General features: G+C 54.9%; 14 protein-coding genes. 4 read left to right on the plus strand and 10 right to left on the minus strand.

Going from position 1 to position 15,880, the window contains the following annotated elements; translation table 11 throughout:
- The 8 genes from rffA to trxA all read right to left on the minus strand — a co-directional run bounded on the left by rffA (position 1) and on the right by trxA (position 8,596).
- Positions 1–1,131, minus strand: coding sequence for a dTDP-4-amino-4,6-dideoxygalactose transaminase (gene rffA / locus AC4IC4_RS22155; protein ID WP_491471897.1), 1,131 nt, complete (start codon positions 1,129–1,131; stop codon positions 1–3).
- Positions 1,132–1,135: 4 nt separating this feature from the next.
- Positions 1,136–1,813 carry a dTDP-4-amino-4,6-dideoxy-D-galactose acyltransferase gene (rffC, locus tag AC4IC4_RS22160; RefSeq protein ID WP_491471898.1) on the minus strand — a complete coding sequence of 226 codons (678 nt, stop codon included), beginning with the start codon at positions 1,811–1,813 and terminating at the stop codon, positions 1,136–1,138.
- Positions 1,810–3,072, minus strand: coding sequence for a UDP-N-acetyl-D-mannosamine dehydrogenase (wecC, locus tag AC4IC4_RS22165; protein ID WP_491471899.1), 1,263 nt, complete (start codon positions 3,070–3,072; stop codon positions 1,810–1,812). The genes rffC and wecC overlap by 4 nt, the downstream gene beginning before the upstream one ends.
- Entirely contained in the window at positions 3,069–4,199 is a 1,131-nt protein-coding gene (gene wecB, locus AC4IC4_RS22170; RefSeq protein WP_491471900.1) for a non-hydrolyzing UDP-N-acetylglucosamine 2-epimerase, read from the minus strand. Before wecB ends, wecC begins: the two co-directional genes overlap by 4 nt.
- A gap of 56 nt (positions 4,200–4,255) precedes the next feature.
- Positions 4,256–5,302 carry an ECA polysaccharide chain length modulation protein gene (gene wzzE, locus AC4IC4_RS22175; protein WP_491471901.1) on the minus strand — a complete coding sequence of 349 codons (1,047 nt, stop codon included), beginning with the start codon at positions 5,300–5,302 and terminating at the stop codon, positions 4,256–4,258.
- A 13-nt stretch (positions 5,303–5,315) separates the two neighbouring features.
- Complete coding sequence (wecA, locus tag AC4IC4_RS22180; protein WP_024907962.1) at positions 5,316–6,419, minus strand: UDP-N-acetylglucosamine--undecaprenyl-phosphate N-acetylglucosaminephosphotransferase; 1,104 nt, start codon at positions 6,417–6,419, stop codon at positions 5,316–5,318.
- A gap of 242 nt (positions 6,420–6,661) precedes the next feature.
- Entirely contained in the window at positions 6,662–7,921 is a 1,260-nt protein-coding gene (gene rho / locus AC4IC4_RS22185) for a transcription termination factor Rho (protein WP_008501566.1), read from the minus strand.
- Between the two features lie 345 nt (positions 7,922–8,266).
- On the minus strand, positions 8,267–8,596 hold the full coding sequence (gene trxA, locus AC4IC4_RS22190; RefSeq protein WP_006179218.1) for a thioredoxin TrxA: 330 nt from the start codon (positions 8,594–8,596) through the stop codon (positions 8,267–8,269).
- A gap of 144 nt (positions 8,597–8,740) precedes the next feature.
- Between trxA and rhlB the strand changes: the two genes are divergently transcribed.
- On the plus strand, positions 8,741–10,009 hold the full coding sequence (rhlB, locus tag AC4IC4_RS22195) for an ATP-dependent RNA helicase RhlB (protein ID WP_021242834.1): 1,269 nt from the start codon (positions 8,741–8,743) through the stop codon (positions 10,007–10,009).
- A gap of 5 nt (positions 10,010–10,014) precedes the next feature.
- Positions 10,015–11,499 (plus strand): guanosine-5'-triphosphate,3'-diphosphate diphosphatase, encoded by a 1,485-nt coding sequence (gppA, locus tag AC4IC4_RS22200; protein WP_024907961.1) that lies wholly within the window; start codon positions 10,015–10,017, stop codon positions 11,497–11,499.
- Between the two features lie 51 nt (positions 11,500–11,550).
- Here gppA and rep read toward each other — a convergent pair whose 3' ends face one another.
- Positions 11,551–13,575 (minus strand): DNA helicase Rep, encoded by a 2,025-nt coding sequence (gene rep / locus AC4IC4_RS22205; protein ID WP_032646096.1) that lies wholly within the window; start codon positions 13,573–13,575, stop codon positions 11,551–11,553.
- 112 nt (positions 13,576–13,687) lie between these two features.
- Between rep and ppiC (AC4IC4_RS22210) the strand changes: the two genes are divergently transcribed.
- Both ppiC (AC4IC4_RS22210) and ppiC (AC4IC4_RS22215) read left to right on the plus strand, forming a co-directional pair.
- Complete coding sequence (ppiC, locus tag AC4IC4_RS22210; RefSeq protein ID WP_048989374.1) at positions 13,688–13,969, plus strand: peptidylprolyl isomerase PpiC; 282 nt, start codon at positions 13,688–13,690, stop codon at positions 13,967–13,969.
- Between the two features lie 50 nt (positions 13,970–14,019).
- Complete coding sequence (gene ppiC / locus AC4IC4_RS22215) at positions 14,020–14,301, plus strand: peptidylprolyl isomerase PpiC (protein ID WP_008501570.1); 282 nt, start codon at positions 14,020–14,022, stop codon at positions 14,299–14,301.
- Between the two features lie 86 nt (positions 14,302–14,387).
- On the opposite strand, the gene ilvC is transcribed toward ppiC (AC4IC4_RS22215), so the two are convergent.
- Complete coding sequence (gene ilvC, locus AC4IC4_RS22220) at positions 14,388–15,863, minus strand: ketol-acid reductoisomerase (protein ID WP_021242831.1); 1,476 nt, start codon at positions 15,861–15,863, stop codon at positions 14,388–14,390.
- Between the last annotated feature and the right edge of the window lie 17 nt (positions 15,864–15,880).

Here is a 15,880-nt window from a genome sequence, read left to right on the forward strand (position 1 = left end):
TCAGCCGAAATAACTCAGGAGGGTATTAATCACCGTACGCTGGTTAACTGGCGCGAGGTTGTAGAATAGTGGCAGACGAAGCAAACGCTCACTTTCTTTGGTGGTGTAACGGTCTTCACCCGCGAACACCCCAAACGTTTCACCCGCCGGGCTGGAGTGCAGCGGGATATAGTGGAATACCGCCATAATTTCGGCTTCTTTCAGCCAGGCAATGAGCTGGCTGCGGTCGTCGTTATCGCGTAGCTTGATGTAGAACATATGCGCGTTGTGGACGCAATCAGCCGGAATGGTTGGCAGCTCAATACGCCCGGCTTTGGCCAGAGGCTCAAGGGCATCGTAATAGGTTTGCCACAGGGAGAGACGCTGCAGGTTGATACGTTCCGCCGCTTCCAGCTGCGCCCACAGGTACGCCGCCTGCAGATCCGCCATCAGATAGCTTGAACCAATATCGCGCCAGGTGTATTTGTCCACCTGGCCGCGGAAGAACTGGCTGCGGTTGGTGCCTTTTTCGCGGATCACTTCCGCACGCTCCACGAGCGCCCGGTCGTTAATCAGCGTCGCGCCACCTTCTCCGCCTGCCGTGTAGTTTTTGGTTTCGTGGAAGCTAAAGCAGCCGATGTGGCCGATCGTACCCAGCGCGCGTCCCTTGTAGGTAGACATCACGCCCTGCGCGGCATCTTCCACCACAAACAGATTATGTTTTTTGGCGATGGCCATGATGGTGTCCATTTCACAGGCCACGCCCGCGTAGTGAACCGGCACGATCGCGCGTGTTTTATCGGTAATCGCCGCTTCAATCAGCGTCTCATCAATGTTCATGGTATCCGGTCGGATATCCACAAAAACGATTTTCGCCCCGCGCAGAACAAACGCGTTCGCGGTGGAAACGAAGGTATAGCTCGGCATGATCACTTCATCACCGGGCTGGATATCCAGCAGCAGTGCTGCCATTTCCAGCGATGCCGTACAGGACGGGGTCAGCAGCACTTTGGCGCTGCGAAAACGCTGTTCCATCCACTGCTGACAGCGACGGGTAAAACCACCGTCACCGCAGAGTTTGCCGCTGCCCATGGCAGACTGCATATAGTCGAGTTCAGTTCCGACGACGGGTGGTGCGTTAAATGGAATCATCTTGTCACCTGTATAACCAGTAGGCGGTGGCGTCGATGTTGGCACCACTCGCAATATAACGTTTAAGCGCGGCGGTGTTGCCCAGTTGGGTCGCGACCCGCAGCGTCACAAGCTGTTGCTCCTGCGCCCAGTGCAGCGCCGCCTGCATGAGTTTCTCACCCATGCCGCGCCCGGCTAATAAGCCGATACGCGCCTCGCGCTCGTTGAGCTTACGCAGCGAGACGAACCCCTGGATTTGACCGTCCCCTGCACGGAAAACCAGGCAGACGTGGTCAAAGGTGCCTTTGACGGCATTCTCTATCCACTGGGCATAGAAACGCCCGCTATCGTCAGGTGCATACCAGGGCGCACGAAAGCGGCTCTGCGCAAACGCCCGGGCCGCCATCCGACGCAGCACGGGGATATCCTGTTCCGTTGCAATTTCCGCGCCGGACGCATCGTGCCGGGTGAGGGTAATGGAAAGATCGACCTCACCTTCAACCAGCTGAAAGCCGTGCTGCTGGAGCGCGTCAAGCAGATCGACGCGCTCCGCCGGGATCTTCGCCTGCACCCGTTGCCAGGCGATAAAATTCGATTCAGCCAGTACCGGCGCGTCATCGCGCAGACGCACGATGGCCGACGGCAGGCCGAAAAAGGCACTCTCCCACTGCAGGGGCTCGAGTACCCCATTCAGGCTATTCAACGCCAGACACCTTTGGTATCCACAATATACTGCTGACGAACGGCATCGCCGGACGTCGCTTTAAACTCTTTATGATCTACCAGCAGCACCAGCACGTCCGCCGCCACCAGCGCGTCATCCAGCGCCGTCAGCGTGCAGTGCCCCGCCAGTTTTGCCGGTAATTCATGGATATTCGGCTCAACCACCAGCGTTTCGCCCTTGTGCCATTCGGCAATCATCTCGGCAATTTCCATCGCCGGGCTTTCACGCAGATCGTCAATATTGGGTTTAAATGCCAGACCAAAGCAGGCAATTTTCAGCTCGCTGGCGCGCTTGCCGCTCTCTGCCAGACAATCCGCTACCGTCGCTTTAACCTGATTGAGCACCCAGTGAGGCTTGCTGTCGTTCACTTCACGCGCGGTGCGAATCAGGCGCGCCTGCGCCGGATTCTGCGCCACGATAAACCACGGATCGACGGCGATACAGTGTCCGCCTACTCCCGGGCCTGGCTGGAGAATGTTGACGCGCGGATGGCGATTCGCCAGGCTAATCAGCTCCCAGACGTTAATCCCCTGATCGGCGCAGATCAGCGACAGTTCATTCGCAAAAGCGATATTGACGTCGCGGAAGCTGTTTTCCGTCAGTTTACACATCTCGGCGGTGCGGGAGTTGGTCACCACACACTCACCTTCCAGGAAAATCTTGTACAGCGCGCTGGCACGTTCGGAACAGACGGGCGTCATACCGCCAATGACGCGGTCGTTTTTAATCAGTTCGACCATCACCTGGCCCGGGAGTACGCGCTCCGGGCAGTAGGCGATATTGATATCTGCCTGCTCCCCCGCCTGTTGCGGGAAACGTAAATCAGGGCGCGCGTCGGCCAGCCACTGTGCCATCTGCTCGGTAGCACCAACCGGAGAGGTCGATTCCAGGATCACCAGTGCCCCTTTCTTCAGCACAGGTGCAATGGATTTTGCCGCCGCCTCGACAAAAGCCATGTCGGGCTCGTGGTCACCTTTAAAGGGTGTTGGAACGGCAATCAGGTAGGCATCTGCTTCCACAGGGGTCGTGCTGGCACACAGGAAGCCTCCGTCCACAGCCTCTTTCACCACGCGGTCAAGTTCGGGCTCGACAATATGAATTTCGCCACGGTTAATGGTTTCCACCGCGCGTGGGTTGATATCCACACCGACAACCTGTTTTTGACGAGAGGCAAACGCCGCCGCGGTGGGCAAGCCAATGTAGCCAAGACCAATGACAGAGATGGTAGTAAAACTCATAGCGATACCTGATTGTGTTTAAGTGCCTGCAAAATACGACCACAAGCCTGCCCGTCGCCATACGGATTATGGGCCCGGCTCATCGCCTGATACGCTTCATCGTCGTGCAGCAGGCGCGTGACCTCTTCGACGATGAGCTGTGCGTTGGTGCCGACCAGACGCACCGTACCGGCTTTGACGGCTTCCGGACGTTCGGTCGTTTCACGCATCACCAGAACCGGTTTGCCAAGGGAAGGTGCTTCCTCCTGAATACCGCCGGAATCGGTGAGGATCAGCCAGGCATGGTTCATCAGCCAGACAAACGGCATGTAGTCCTGCGGTTCGATCAGCAGAACGTTTTCGACGTGGCCCAGAATACGATTGACCGGCTCGCTGACGTTAGGGTTAAGGTGTACTGGATAGACAATTTGCACATCGTCGTTCTGCGCGGCGATTTCAGCCAGCGCATGGCAGATTTGCTCAAAACCCCGGCCAAAGCTTTCGCGTCGATGACCAGTGACCAGAATGGTTTTTTTGCCGTTGTGGAGGAACGGATAGCGGGCTGCGAGCTCTTTCTGAAGATCGCTATTTGCCAGGACGCGGTCACGTACCCAAATTAACGCGTCAATGACCGTATTGCCGGTCACAACGATTTTATTATCGGCGATATTTTCACGCAGCAGGTTTTGACGAGAGTTTTCCGTTGGCGCAAAGTGGTACATCGCCAGATGGCCCGTTAACGTGCGGTTGGCCTCTTCCGGCCACGGCGAATAAAGATTGCCAGTACGCAGCCCCGCCTCAACATGTCCCACGGGAATTCGCTGGTAGAACGCGGCCAGGCTTGTCGCCACGGTAGTGGTAGTGTCGCCATGTACCAGTACCACGTCAGGCTTGAATGACTCCAGGATCGGCTTGAGATCTTGCAGTATGCGGCAGGTTATTTCCGTCAAACCTTGCCCCGGTTTCATAATATTAAGGTCGTAATCCGGGACGATGGAAAAGAGCGTTAAGACCTGGTCGAGCATCTCCCGGTGCTGGGCCGTGACGCACACTTTTGCTTCAATATCAGGATCGCTGGCCAGCGCATGAACCAGAGGCGCCATCTTAATGGCCTCCGGCCTGGTGCCAAATACGGTAAGTACTTTCACATCGATTCTCTTCGATTAGACGATGAAGGCTGCAGCCTTCATCGTAGACGGCGTTCTTAGTTTGTACGACGACGCGTTAACGCCACGCCAGTACCAACGAGTGCGCCCACAATTCCCCACATGATCATCAGGAATGCGCGGCGCGGACTGTCGCGTTTTACAGGTTCTTCAGGCGTTCGCAAATAACGATAGGTCTGAAAACGCGGATCCAGGGATGGACCGACATTAAGCGTGTTAAGCATCGCGCGATTTTGATCGTAATCGAGGTCAAAATCAGGCCCAACGGCCTTCAGGTTTTCCAGACGCGCCTGCAGCATAGGGCGACCAAGGAGGAACATCTCTGAATCAGGCAGTTCATCAGCCGGTACGTCCGTCTCAGTACGGGAAATATTGTGCTGTTCCGCAATTTTCAGCGCCTGCTCAATATTGTGTACACGACGAGCAAAAATGGCTTTAGCCACCTCTTCCTGACGTTTCACCTGCGCTTTCATCTGGATGGTACGAGCCGCCCAGGCGCCTTTAAGCTCTTCGTTAAGATGGCTTGCGGCACGCTGGCTGGCAAACGCAACATACTGACGCAACAGGTTGTTGGCATCCGGCGCAGTTTCTGCAATCAGCTTGACGCTGTCATTCACGTTACGCAGCGCATCGCCCGGCATAAACTGGATATTGTTAATCAGATCGTCCAGCAGGGCGGCATCGGCTTTGGTGTTATCAACCCGACGCTGCTTGTAGTAATCCGTCTGGGACCAGAAATCGCGGCGGGTATCCCACGAAGCCAGCTGCATCACAAACTCTTTATAGGCTTCATCCATAACGGAGGCCTGGTCTGGCGTTGCAAGACTGGCTTTGATATCCAGATTTCGCAGGAATTGCTGCTGGGAATAGTATCCCCCGAGCATGTTAACCGTTGGTTTGTCCGTGATTGCCGTGGCGCTCCACTCTTGTTTTGCAAAGAATGTATAGGCCAGCGCTAACAGTGCAAACCCCAGCGCGATCCCGGCAATCCAAAGTTTGCCTGCCCATAACACGCGAAACAAACCCCGAATATCCAGTTCATTCTCAGTTACCACTGATTTCGCTCCCGCCAACGGTTGAGTCATCATAGTCCCGGTTTTATTTAGTTAATGTTGTATTTTTGCCACTGTTACGACGCATCCTGCGTTTAAGACGTTTAATAAATCGCGCCACTTTCCATGCGCGCTTAATGCAGTAGCCGTACAGGAAAAATGCCAGCAAGAATAATGCCAACATAACCCACTCAGGAATAATATGAGAATATTCTGCAGCTACACCAATCGCGGCTAAAATAGCGGCGGCCAGCGTAATCAGTACAAACGCCTGACGAGATGTAAAACCCGCGCGCATGATGAGATGATGAATGTGCTGGCGGTCGGGAGAGAAAGGACTCATTCCTTTGCGCAGGCGGCGGTACATAATCGCCACCATATCCATTAATGGAATGGCAATAATCCACAGCGCTGTTACAGGGCTTATCGGATGGGTCTGGCCCTGCGTGGTTTCAAGCAGGATCCAGATAACCGTAAAACCAATCAGCGTACTGCCCGCGTCTCCCATAAAGACTTTATAGCGACGGCCCAGCACACCGAGGTTTAAGAGGATATAAGGCAGAATGGCGGCAATCATGGCGAAACACCACATTGCCAGACTGTACTGGCCATCAAACCATAAAATAATGCCGATAGCGGCGAACGAGACGGATGACAACCCACCGAGCAGGCCGTCAATGCCATCCACCATGTTGAAAGCATTGATTGCCGCCCAGACAGCAAAGAGTGTCAGGAAGAAGCCAAATGGGCCCAGAACTAACTCCCAGGGGCCAAACACATAGCCGAGGCTTCGCAGATACAGTCCGCCCACAACCATCATCACCACGCCAATGCCCGCCTGAACGGTGGCGCGTATTTTCACCGCGATATCGAACCGGTCATCAAGGGCCCCGACTAACACCAGAACTCCGGCGCAGGCAATGTAGAGGGCGGCATGCGGGATATAATAATCGGCAATACCAAACGTGAAGCAAATCCCTGCATAGACAGAAATCCCGCCGACTAAAGGAATAAGTCCCTGATGGCGTTTACGAAAATTAGGCTTATCCACCAACCCTATTCGTTTTGCCACCTTGCGCGCAATGAACAAAAAACAGGTTGTGAATAAAAAAATACTGATCAGTTCAGTAACGGCGGTGAATAGATTCACAATGGATTGCTCTCAACAAATGTTAGTCCCGGAAGTATAACCATGAAGCCACAGCCTCAGAAGTAATAAAGATGGCTTCTTACAACTCCCTTTGTATATTTTTCAATCAATTATTTCTTCGGTTGCACAAACGGCCCTATTGTCGCACTGACCGGTCAAAATTGGGAGTAGGTGGTACTAGCGTATAGTCCATAAAAGAAAAACGCCACGTAAAAACGTGGCGTTCGCTGGCTTTATTTGCGTTACGAGCGTTTCATCATGTCGAAGAAATCGTCGTTGGTTTTGGTCATCGCCAGCTTGTTAATGAGGAATTCCATCGCGTCAATTTCACCCATTGGATGGATGATTTTGCGCAGGATCCACATTTTCTGCAGCTCTTCCTGCGTGGTGAGCAGCTCTTCTTTACGGGTACCGGAACGGTTGTAGTCGATAGCCGGGAAGACGCGTTTTTCAGCGATCTTACGAGAGAGGTGCAGTTCCATGTTACCTGTACCTTTAAATTCTTCGTAAATCACTTCGTCCATTTTTGAACCGGTATCGATCAGCGCCGTCGCGATGATGGTCAGGCTGCCGCCTTCTTCCACGTTACGTGCGGCACCGAAGAAGCGTTTCGGACGATGCAGGGCGTTGGCATCCACACCACCGGTCAGCACTTTACCGGACGCTGGGACCACGGTGTTGTAGGCACGCGCCAGACGGGTGATGGAGTCGAGCAGGATGATCACGTCTTTTTTGTGCTCAACCAGGCGTTTCGCCTTCTCGATAACCATTTCCGCAACCTGAACGTGGCGAGAGGCTGGCTCGTCGAAAGTAGAAGCAACCACTTCACCTTTAACCAGACGCTGCATCTCGGTCACTTCTTCCGGACGTTCGTCAATCAGCAGTACCATCAGCACGCAGTCTGGGTGGTTATAGGCGATGCTCTGCGCGATGTTCTGCAGCAGCATGGTTTTACCCGCTTTCGGCGGTGCCACAATCAGACCACGCTGGCCACGACCAATTGGTGATGCCAGATCCAGAACACGCGCGGTTAAGTCTTCGGTAGAACCGTTACCACGCTCCATGCGCAGGCGAGAGTTCGCGTGCAGCGGCGTTAAGTTCTCAAAGAGGATCTTATTACGCGAGTTTTCTGGTTTGTCGAAGTTAACTTCATTGACTTTCAACAGCGCAAAGTAGCGTTCACCCTCTTTAGGAGGACGAATCTTACCTGAAATGGTGTCACCAGTGCGGAGGTTGAAACGGCGGATTTGGCTGGGGGATACGTAGATGTCGTCAGGGCCGGCGAGGTAGGAGCTGTCTGCAGAGCGGAGGAAACCAAATCCGTCTTGCAATATCTCCAGCACACCGTCGCCAAAGATATCTTCGCCACTCTTAGCGTGCTGCTTCAGGATGGCGAAAATGATGTCCTGCTTGCGCATACGAGCCTGGTTTTCCAGCCCCATATTTTCGCCGAGAGTGATCAGCTCAGAAACCGGCGTATTCTTTAATTCGGTAAGATTCATAATGGTGTGGGTTCTTAAACTCGGGGTGATTCTCGAACTTAATGTTGTGAATGGTATGGCAGGGTCATCCATGCCTGTTTAGCGGCCATCAACTCATGTCTGTTCGCTGTCTGGTCACAGGGAAAGAACGCAGAACTGAAACGACAAGACGGATTGAGTGACAAGCCCGGAATTTAGCCACTTCACGCACTGTTCATGTCAACAACGGGAAGTATCGGGTAAAACAAGATTCAAACAACAAGATATGTTTAAAACGAAGTCATAGCTAACTTAGCACGACTTCAGCCGGGCGTCCAGAGTTCCACATCATTTAGCCGGGAGCTCTGAACGCACAGCGGAGAAACCTTACGCCAGGTTAGCGTCCAGGAACTCTTTCAGTTGACCTTTGGACAGCGCGCCCACTTTGGTCGCCGCCACTTCGCCGTTTTTGAACAGCAGCAGGGTCGGAATGCCACGGATACCGTATTTTGGTGCGGTGCCCGGGTTCTGGTCGATGTTCAGCTTGGCAACGGTCAGTTTGCCCTGATATTCGTCGGCGATCTCATCCAGAATCGGGGCGATCATTTTGCAAGGACCACACCATTCAGCCCAGAAATCGACGAGGATCAGCCCGTCAGCCTTAAGTACGTCCGTGTCAAAACTGTCGTCAGTCAGGTGAATAATTTTATCGCTCATATATAACTCCACAGGAATAAGCCTGGTACGTTGGTTTTGTCTCCACCAACGACGTGTTGATGTCGCATTAACCAACTAAAGGTTGACTTTATTTCACCGGATACGCTTTCGTAAAGCAATAGTAAGCTGATATTCTACCACACTATGAGCAAAACACATTTAACAGAACAGAAGTTTTCCGACTTCGCGCTGCACCCGAAGGTGATTGAAGCCCTTGAAAATAAAGGGTTTCATAACTGCACGCCCATTCAGGCCCTCGCGCTGCCGCTGACGCTGGCCGGTCGCGATGTTGCCGGGCAGGCGCAAACCGGTACCGGCAAAACGATGGCGTTTTTAACGTCAACGTTTCATTATTTACTTTCTCACCCAGCGATTGCAGACCGCAAAGTTAACCAGCCGCGCGCGCTAATTATGGCCCCGACGCGAGAACTGGCGGTACAGATCCATGCAGACGCTGAACCCCTGGCGCAGGCTACCGGCCTTAAGCTTGGACTGGCCTATGGCGGCGACGGCTACGATAAACAGCTGAAAGTGCTGGAAAGCGGTGTGGATATCCTGATCGGTACCACCGGCCGTCTTATCGACTACGCTAAACAGAACCACATTAACCTCGGTGCCATCCAGGTTGTGGTGCTCGATGAAGCTGACCGCATGTACGATCTGGGCTTCATTAAAGACATCCGCTGGCTGTTCCGCCGTATGCCTCCGGCCAATCAGCGCCTGAATATGCTGTTCTCTGCAACCCTCTCCTACCGTGTGCGCGAACTGGCGTTCGAACAGATGAACAACGCCGAATACGTGGAAGTGGAACCGGAGCAGAAAACGGGTCACCGCATTAAAGAAGAGCTCTTCTATCCTTCCAATGAAGAGAAAATGCGTCTGCTGCAAACGCTGATCGAAGAAGAGTGGCCCGATCGCGCCATTATCTTCGCGAATACCAAACACCGTTGTGAAGACATCTGGGGCCATCTGGCTGCAGATGGTCACCGTGTTGGCCTGCTGACCGGCGACGTGGCGCAGAAAAAACGCCTGCGCATTCTTGAAGAATTTACCCGTGGCGATCTCGATATTCTGGTCGCAACCGACGTGGCGGCACGTGGTTTACACATTCCGGCCGTAACGCACGTCTTTAACTACGATCTGCCAGACGACTGCGAAGACTACGTACACCGTATCGGTCGTACCGGTCGTGCGGGCGCAAGCGGTCACTCGATTAGCCTTGCGTGTGAAGAGTATGCGCTGAATCTTCCAGCCATTGAGACTTATATCGGTCACTCTATTCCGCAGAGCAAATACAATCCGGAAGCGCTGTTAAGCGAACTGCCGCCGCCTAAGCGTCTAACCCGCCCACGCTCCGGCAATGGTCCGCGTCGTTCAGGCGGCGCACCGCGTAATCGTCGTCGTTCAGGTTAAAAAACATGCTCAGCTCCACCTCGCTTTATGCGGCAATTGATCTCGGTTCGAATAGTTTTCATATGCTAGTTGTGCGCGAGGTGGCGGGAAGCATACAAACGCTGACGCGCATTAAGCGCAAGGTCCGCCTCGCGGCGGGCCTGAGCAGCGACAATCACCTCTCGCCTGAAGCCATGGAACGTGGCTGGCAGTGTCTGCGACTCTTTGCCGAGCGTCTGCAGGATATCCCGCATGCCCAAATCACCGTGGTCGCCACTGCGACACTCCGTCTGGCGGTTAACGCCGTGGATTTTATTGCCAGAGCGCAGGAAATTCTCGGTTGTCCGGTTCAGGTTATCAGCGGTGAAGAAGAAGCTCGCCTGATTTATCAGGGTGTTGCACACACCACGGGGGGTGACGATCGTCGCCTGGTAGTGGATATCGGCGGTGCCAGTACCGAGCTTGTGACCGGCACCGGCGCGCAGGCAACGTCGCTGTTCAGCCTGTCGATGGGCTGCGTGACCTGGCTTGAGCGCTACTTTACCGATCGTAATCTCGGGAAAGAGAACTTCGACGAGGCAGAGAACGCCGCGCGCGAAGTGTTACGCCCGGTGATGGACGAGCTGCGCTATCACGGCTGGAAAGTCTGCGTGGGTGCCTCGGGTACCGTACAGGCCCTGCAGGAAATCATGATGGCGCAGGGAATGGACGAGCGGATTACGCTTGCCAAACTTCAGCAGCTGAAACAGCGCGCTATTCAGTGCGGACGCCTGGAAGAACTGGAAATTGAAGGCCTGACGCTGGAGCGCGCGCTGGTTTTCCCGAGCGGACTGGCCATTCTTATCGCTATTTTCACCGAGCTGAACATCCAGTGTATGACCCTGGCCGGCGGCGCGCTGCGCGAAGGTCTGGTCTACGGGATGCTGCATCTGTCGGTCGATCAGGATATCCGCAGCCGTACCCTGCGCAACGTGCAGCGTCGTTTTCTGGTTGATATCGATCAGGCAGGACGCGTATCGCAGCTGGCGTCACGCTTCGCCGATCAGGTCGCTAACGTCTGGGATCTTGATCCTCTGAGCCGGGATTTATTGCTAAGCGCCTGTGCGTTACATGAAGTGGGGCTGAGCATTGATTTTAAGCAGGCACCGGCTCATGCAGCGTATCTGGTGCGCAACCTGGATTTACCGGGCTATACACCTGCGCAGAAAAAATTGCTGGCAACGCTGCTGCTGAACCAGACCAATGCCGTTGATCTCTCGTCTTTGCATCAGCAAAACGCCGTACCGCCGCGCGTGGCCGAGCATCTGTGCCGCCTGCTGCGTCTGGCGATCCTGTTTGCCAGCCGCCGCCGCGATGATTTGCTGCCAGCCATTAGTCTGGTGGCGGATGACGAGAAGCTTTCGCTGACGTTACCGGAGAACTGGATTGATCGTCACCCGCTTGGGGCAGAGATGATCGAGCAGGAGTGCCAGTGGCAGAGCTATGTGCACTGGGTGCTGGAAGTGAAGTAATGCGCTGAACATTGCCGGGTGGCGGCTTCGCCTTACCCGGCCTACTCATCATTATCCTTTCTCTTTGGCTTTTGCCAGCATGGCGCGGATGTTTGCCACGTTAGCCTGCCCCTTGTGCATCCGCTCTTCTGCGGTAATCACTTTGCGCTCCTGTTCCCAGATCACGTCATCCTGCGGCAGCTCCAGCAGGAAACGGCTCGGCTCCGGGCGGACAAGTTCGCCATACTGACGGCGCTCTTTACACAGTGTGAACGTCAACTCTTTCTGCGCGCGAGTGATCCCCACGTAGGCCAGGCGGCGCTCCTCGTCGACGTTGTCTTCATCAATGCTGCTCTGATGCGGTAACAACCCCTCTTCCATACCGACCAGATAGACATACGGGAACTCCAGACCTTTTGACGCGTGCAGCGTCATCAGCTGTACCTGATCGGCCTCTTCTTCGCTCTCGCCCCGCTCCATCATGTCGCGCAGGGTAAAGCGGGTGACCACCTGCGTCAGGGTCATCGGCTCGTCGATTTCAGAGCCTTCCAGCATTTCGGTCATCCAGCTGAAGAGTTGGTTAACGTTCTTCATGCGCATCTCAGCCGCTTTCGGGCTGGCCGACGTTTCGTACAGCCAGGACTCATAGTCGATGCCGTGAATAAGATCGCGCACCGCCGCCACCGGCTCGCGCTCCGCGAGACGTTGCACTTCGCCAAGCCAGTGGGTGAATCGCGTTAATGAATCATACCCGCGTCCGGTTAACGTCTGGCTCAGCCCCATGTCGAAGCTGGCGGTAAACATACTTTTGTTGCGGGTCATCGCCCACTCGCCGAGCTTTTGCAGCGTCGCCGGGCCAATCTCGCGTTTTGGCGTATTCACGATGCGCAGAAACGCGCTGTCGTCATCCGGGTTAGTGAGCACGCGCAGATAGGCCAGCAGATCTTTGATTTCTGGTCGTGAGAAGAACGACGTGCCACCCGAGATTTTGTACGGAATGCGGTTCTGCATCAGCATCTTTTCAAAGACGCGCGACTGGTGATTGCCGCGATAGAGGATTGCGTAATCCTTATATTCGGTTTTGTTGACGAAGTGGTGGGCGATGAGTTCGCCCGTCACGCGCTCCGCTTCATGATCCTCATTGTTGGCGCTGAGCACTTTCAGCTCCGTGCCGTAGCCCAGTTCGGAGAAGAGACGCTTCTCAAACACGTGCGGGTTATTGGCAATCAGGATGTTAGCTGCTTTCAGGATACGCCCGGAGGAGCGATAGTTCTGTTCCAGCTTAATCACCTGCAGCGCCGGGAAATCTTTGCTCAGCAGCACCAGGTTTTGCGGGCGCGCGCCGCGCCAGGAGTAAATTGACTGGTCATCATCGCCGACCACGGTGAAACGCGCGCGCTGCCCCACCAGCAGCTTCACCAGCTCGTACTGGCTGGTGTTGGTGTCCTGATACTCATCCACCAGCAGGTAACGGATTTTGTTCTGCCAGCGCTCGCGCACCTCTTCATTGCGCTGCAGCAGCAGCGTCGGCAGCAGGATCAGGTCGTCGAAGTCCAGCACGTTGCACGCTTTCATATGTGCATCGTACAGACCGTAGCAGTGGGCGAAGATGCGATCCCGTTCGCCTTTGGCGATCGCCGCGGCCTGGGCCGGCGTCATCAGATCGTTTTTCCAGTTCGAGATCGTCGAGATCAGCTGCTGCAACAGCACTTTATCATCTTCGATCAGCCCCTCGGTGAGCTCTTTGAGCAGCGCCACCTGATCGGTGTCATCGAAGAGCGAGAAGTTGGACTTCATTCCCAGCGCCGCATACTCGCGTTTGATGATATCCAGCCCCAGCGTGTGGAAGGTGGAGATCATCAGGCCGCGCGCCTCTTTACGGCCCAGCGTCTGACCGACACGCTCTTTCATCTCGCGCGCCGCTTTATTGGTAAAGGTGACCGCCGCAATGTGTCGCGCCTGATACCCGCAGTTGTGGATCAGATGGGCGATTTTGTTGGTGATCACGCGGGTTTTGCCCGAACCGGCCCCTGCCAGCACCAGGCATGGTCCAGTAACGAATTCGACCGCTTGTTGTTGTCCAGGGTTTAAACGCATGGGAGTATTGCTCAATCTTCGAACGGGGTGTGGATTGTAGCAGAAAGCCGGGCGCAGATTTACCGGCTAATGATAAAGTGGAGAAATCGCGTTTAACCCGTAGAGTAGAACCATGAAAAAGACCGCAGCAGCCCTGCATATTCTGGTAAAAGAAGAGAAACTGGCCCAGGAGATCCTGGCCAGGCTGGAGCGCGGCATCAGCTTTGATCATCTGGCGAAGCGTTACTCTAAATGCCCGTCCGGACGCAATGGCGGTGATCTTGGGGAGTTTCAACAAGGTGCGATGGTCGGCCCGTTCGATCAGGCGGTCTTTAGCTGCCCGCTTCTGAAGCCCTACGGCCCGGTTAAAACCAAATTTGGCTACCATATCATTAAGGTGCTTTATCGCCGCTGACGCGTGGTATATTGCGCCCCGATTTATCTCAACCTATTCAAGGCACGATCATGGCAAAAACAGCAGCAGCACTGCATATTCTTGTTAAAGAAGAGAAACTGGCTCTGGATCTTCTGGAGCAGATCAAAAACGGCGCCGACTTCGGCAAACTGGCGAAGAAGCACTCTATCTGTCCGTCAGGCAAACGCGGCGGCGATCTGGGTGAATTCCGCCAGGGTCAGATGGTACCGGCGTTCGATAAAGTGGTCTTCTCCTGCCCGGTGCTGGAGCCAACCGGCCCGCTGCACACGCAGTTCGGCTACCACGTGATTAAAGTGCTGTATCGCAAATAAAAAAGCCGGGTGGCGGCGGCGCCTTACCCGGCCTACATCTTACGGTTTTGTAGGTCGGGTAAGCGAAGCGCCACCCGACAAGATTTTTAGCCCGCTACCGCGATACGCTTCATATCGGTCATGTAGCCACGCAGTTTGTGACCCACTTTCTCGATCTGGTGGCTGCGAATCGCTTCGTTCACGTCGCGCAGTTGCGCGTTATCCACGGCACCTTCTGCAATCGCTTTGCCCAGATCGCCCGTCTGCAGAGTGGTCATAAACTCTTTCAGCAGCGGTACGCAGGCGTAAGAGAACAGGTAGTTACCGTATTCTGCGGTATCAGAGATCACCACGTTCATTTCGTACAGACGCTTACGGGCGATGGTGTTCGCAATCAGCGGCAGCTCGTGCAGTGATTCGTAGTACGCAGACTCTTCGATGATGCCGGAATCGACCATGGTTTCGAACGCCAGCTCAACGCCTGCTTTCACCATCGCGATCATCAGGACGCCTTTATCGAAGTACTCCTGCTCGCCGATTTTACCTTCATACTGCGGCGCGGTTTCGAACGCGGTTTTACCGGTCTCTTCACGCCAGGTTAGCAGTTTCTTATCGTCGTTCGCCCAGTCTGCCATCATACCGGAAGAGAACTCGCCGGAGATGATGTCGTCCATGTGTTTCTGGAACAGCGGCGCCATGATGGTTTTCAGCTGTTCAGACAGCGCGTAAGCACGCAGTTTTGCCGGGTTGGACAGACGGTCCATCATCAGCGTAATACCGCCCTGCTTCAGCGCTTCGGTGATGGTTTCCCAGCCGAACTGAATCAGTTTTTCCGCGTAGGCCGGGTCAGTACCTTCTTCCACCAGCTTGTCGAAGCACAGCAGAGAACCGGCCTGCAGCATGCCGCACAGAATGGTCTGCTCACCCATCAGGTCAGATTTCACTTCGGCAACGAAGGACGATTCCAGCACGCCCGCACGGTGGCCGCCGGTCGCCGCTGCCCATGCTTTGGCAATCGCCATGCCTTCGCCTTTCGGATCGTTTTCCGGGTGAACTGCGATAAGCGTCGGCACGCCGAAGCCACGCTTGTACTCTTCGCGTACTTCCGTACCTGGACACTTCGGTGCCACCATCACTACGGTGATGTCTTTACGGATCTGCTCGCCCACTTCAACGATGTTGAAGCCGTGGGAGTAACCCAGCGCGGCGCCGTCTTTCATCAGCGGCTGTACGGAACGCACAACGTCTGAGTGCTGTTTGTCCGGGGTCAGGTTAACCACCAGATCCGCCTGCGGGATCAGCTCTTCGTAGGTACCCACTTTGAAGCCGTTTTCGGTCGCTTTACGCCAGGAAGCACGCTTCTCGGCAATCGCTTCTTTACGCAGGGCGTAGGAGATATCCAGACCGGAGTCACGCATGTTCAGGCCCTGGTTCAGACCCTGTGCGCCACAGCCGACGATGACCACTTTTTTACCCTGAAGGTAGCTCGCGCCATCGGCAAATTCGTCGCGCGCCATGAAGCGGCATTTGCCCAGCTGCGCCAGCTGCTGGCGCAAGTTCAGTGTATTAAAGTAGTTAGCCATGGGTGATACCTCGTGAT

The sequence above is a fragment of the Enterobacter sp. Taxon_2 genome, from assembly GCF_058355295.1.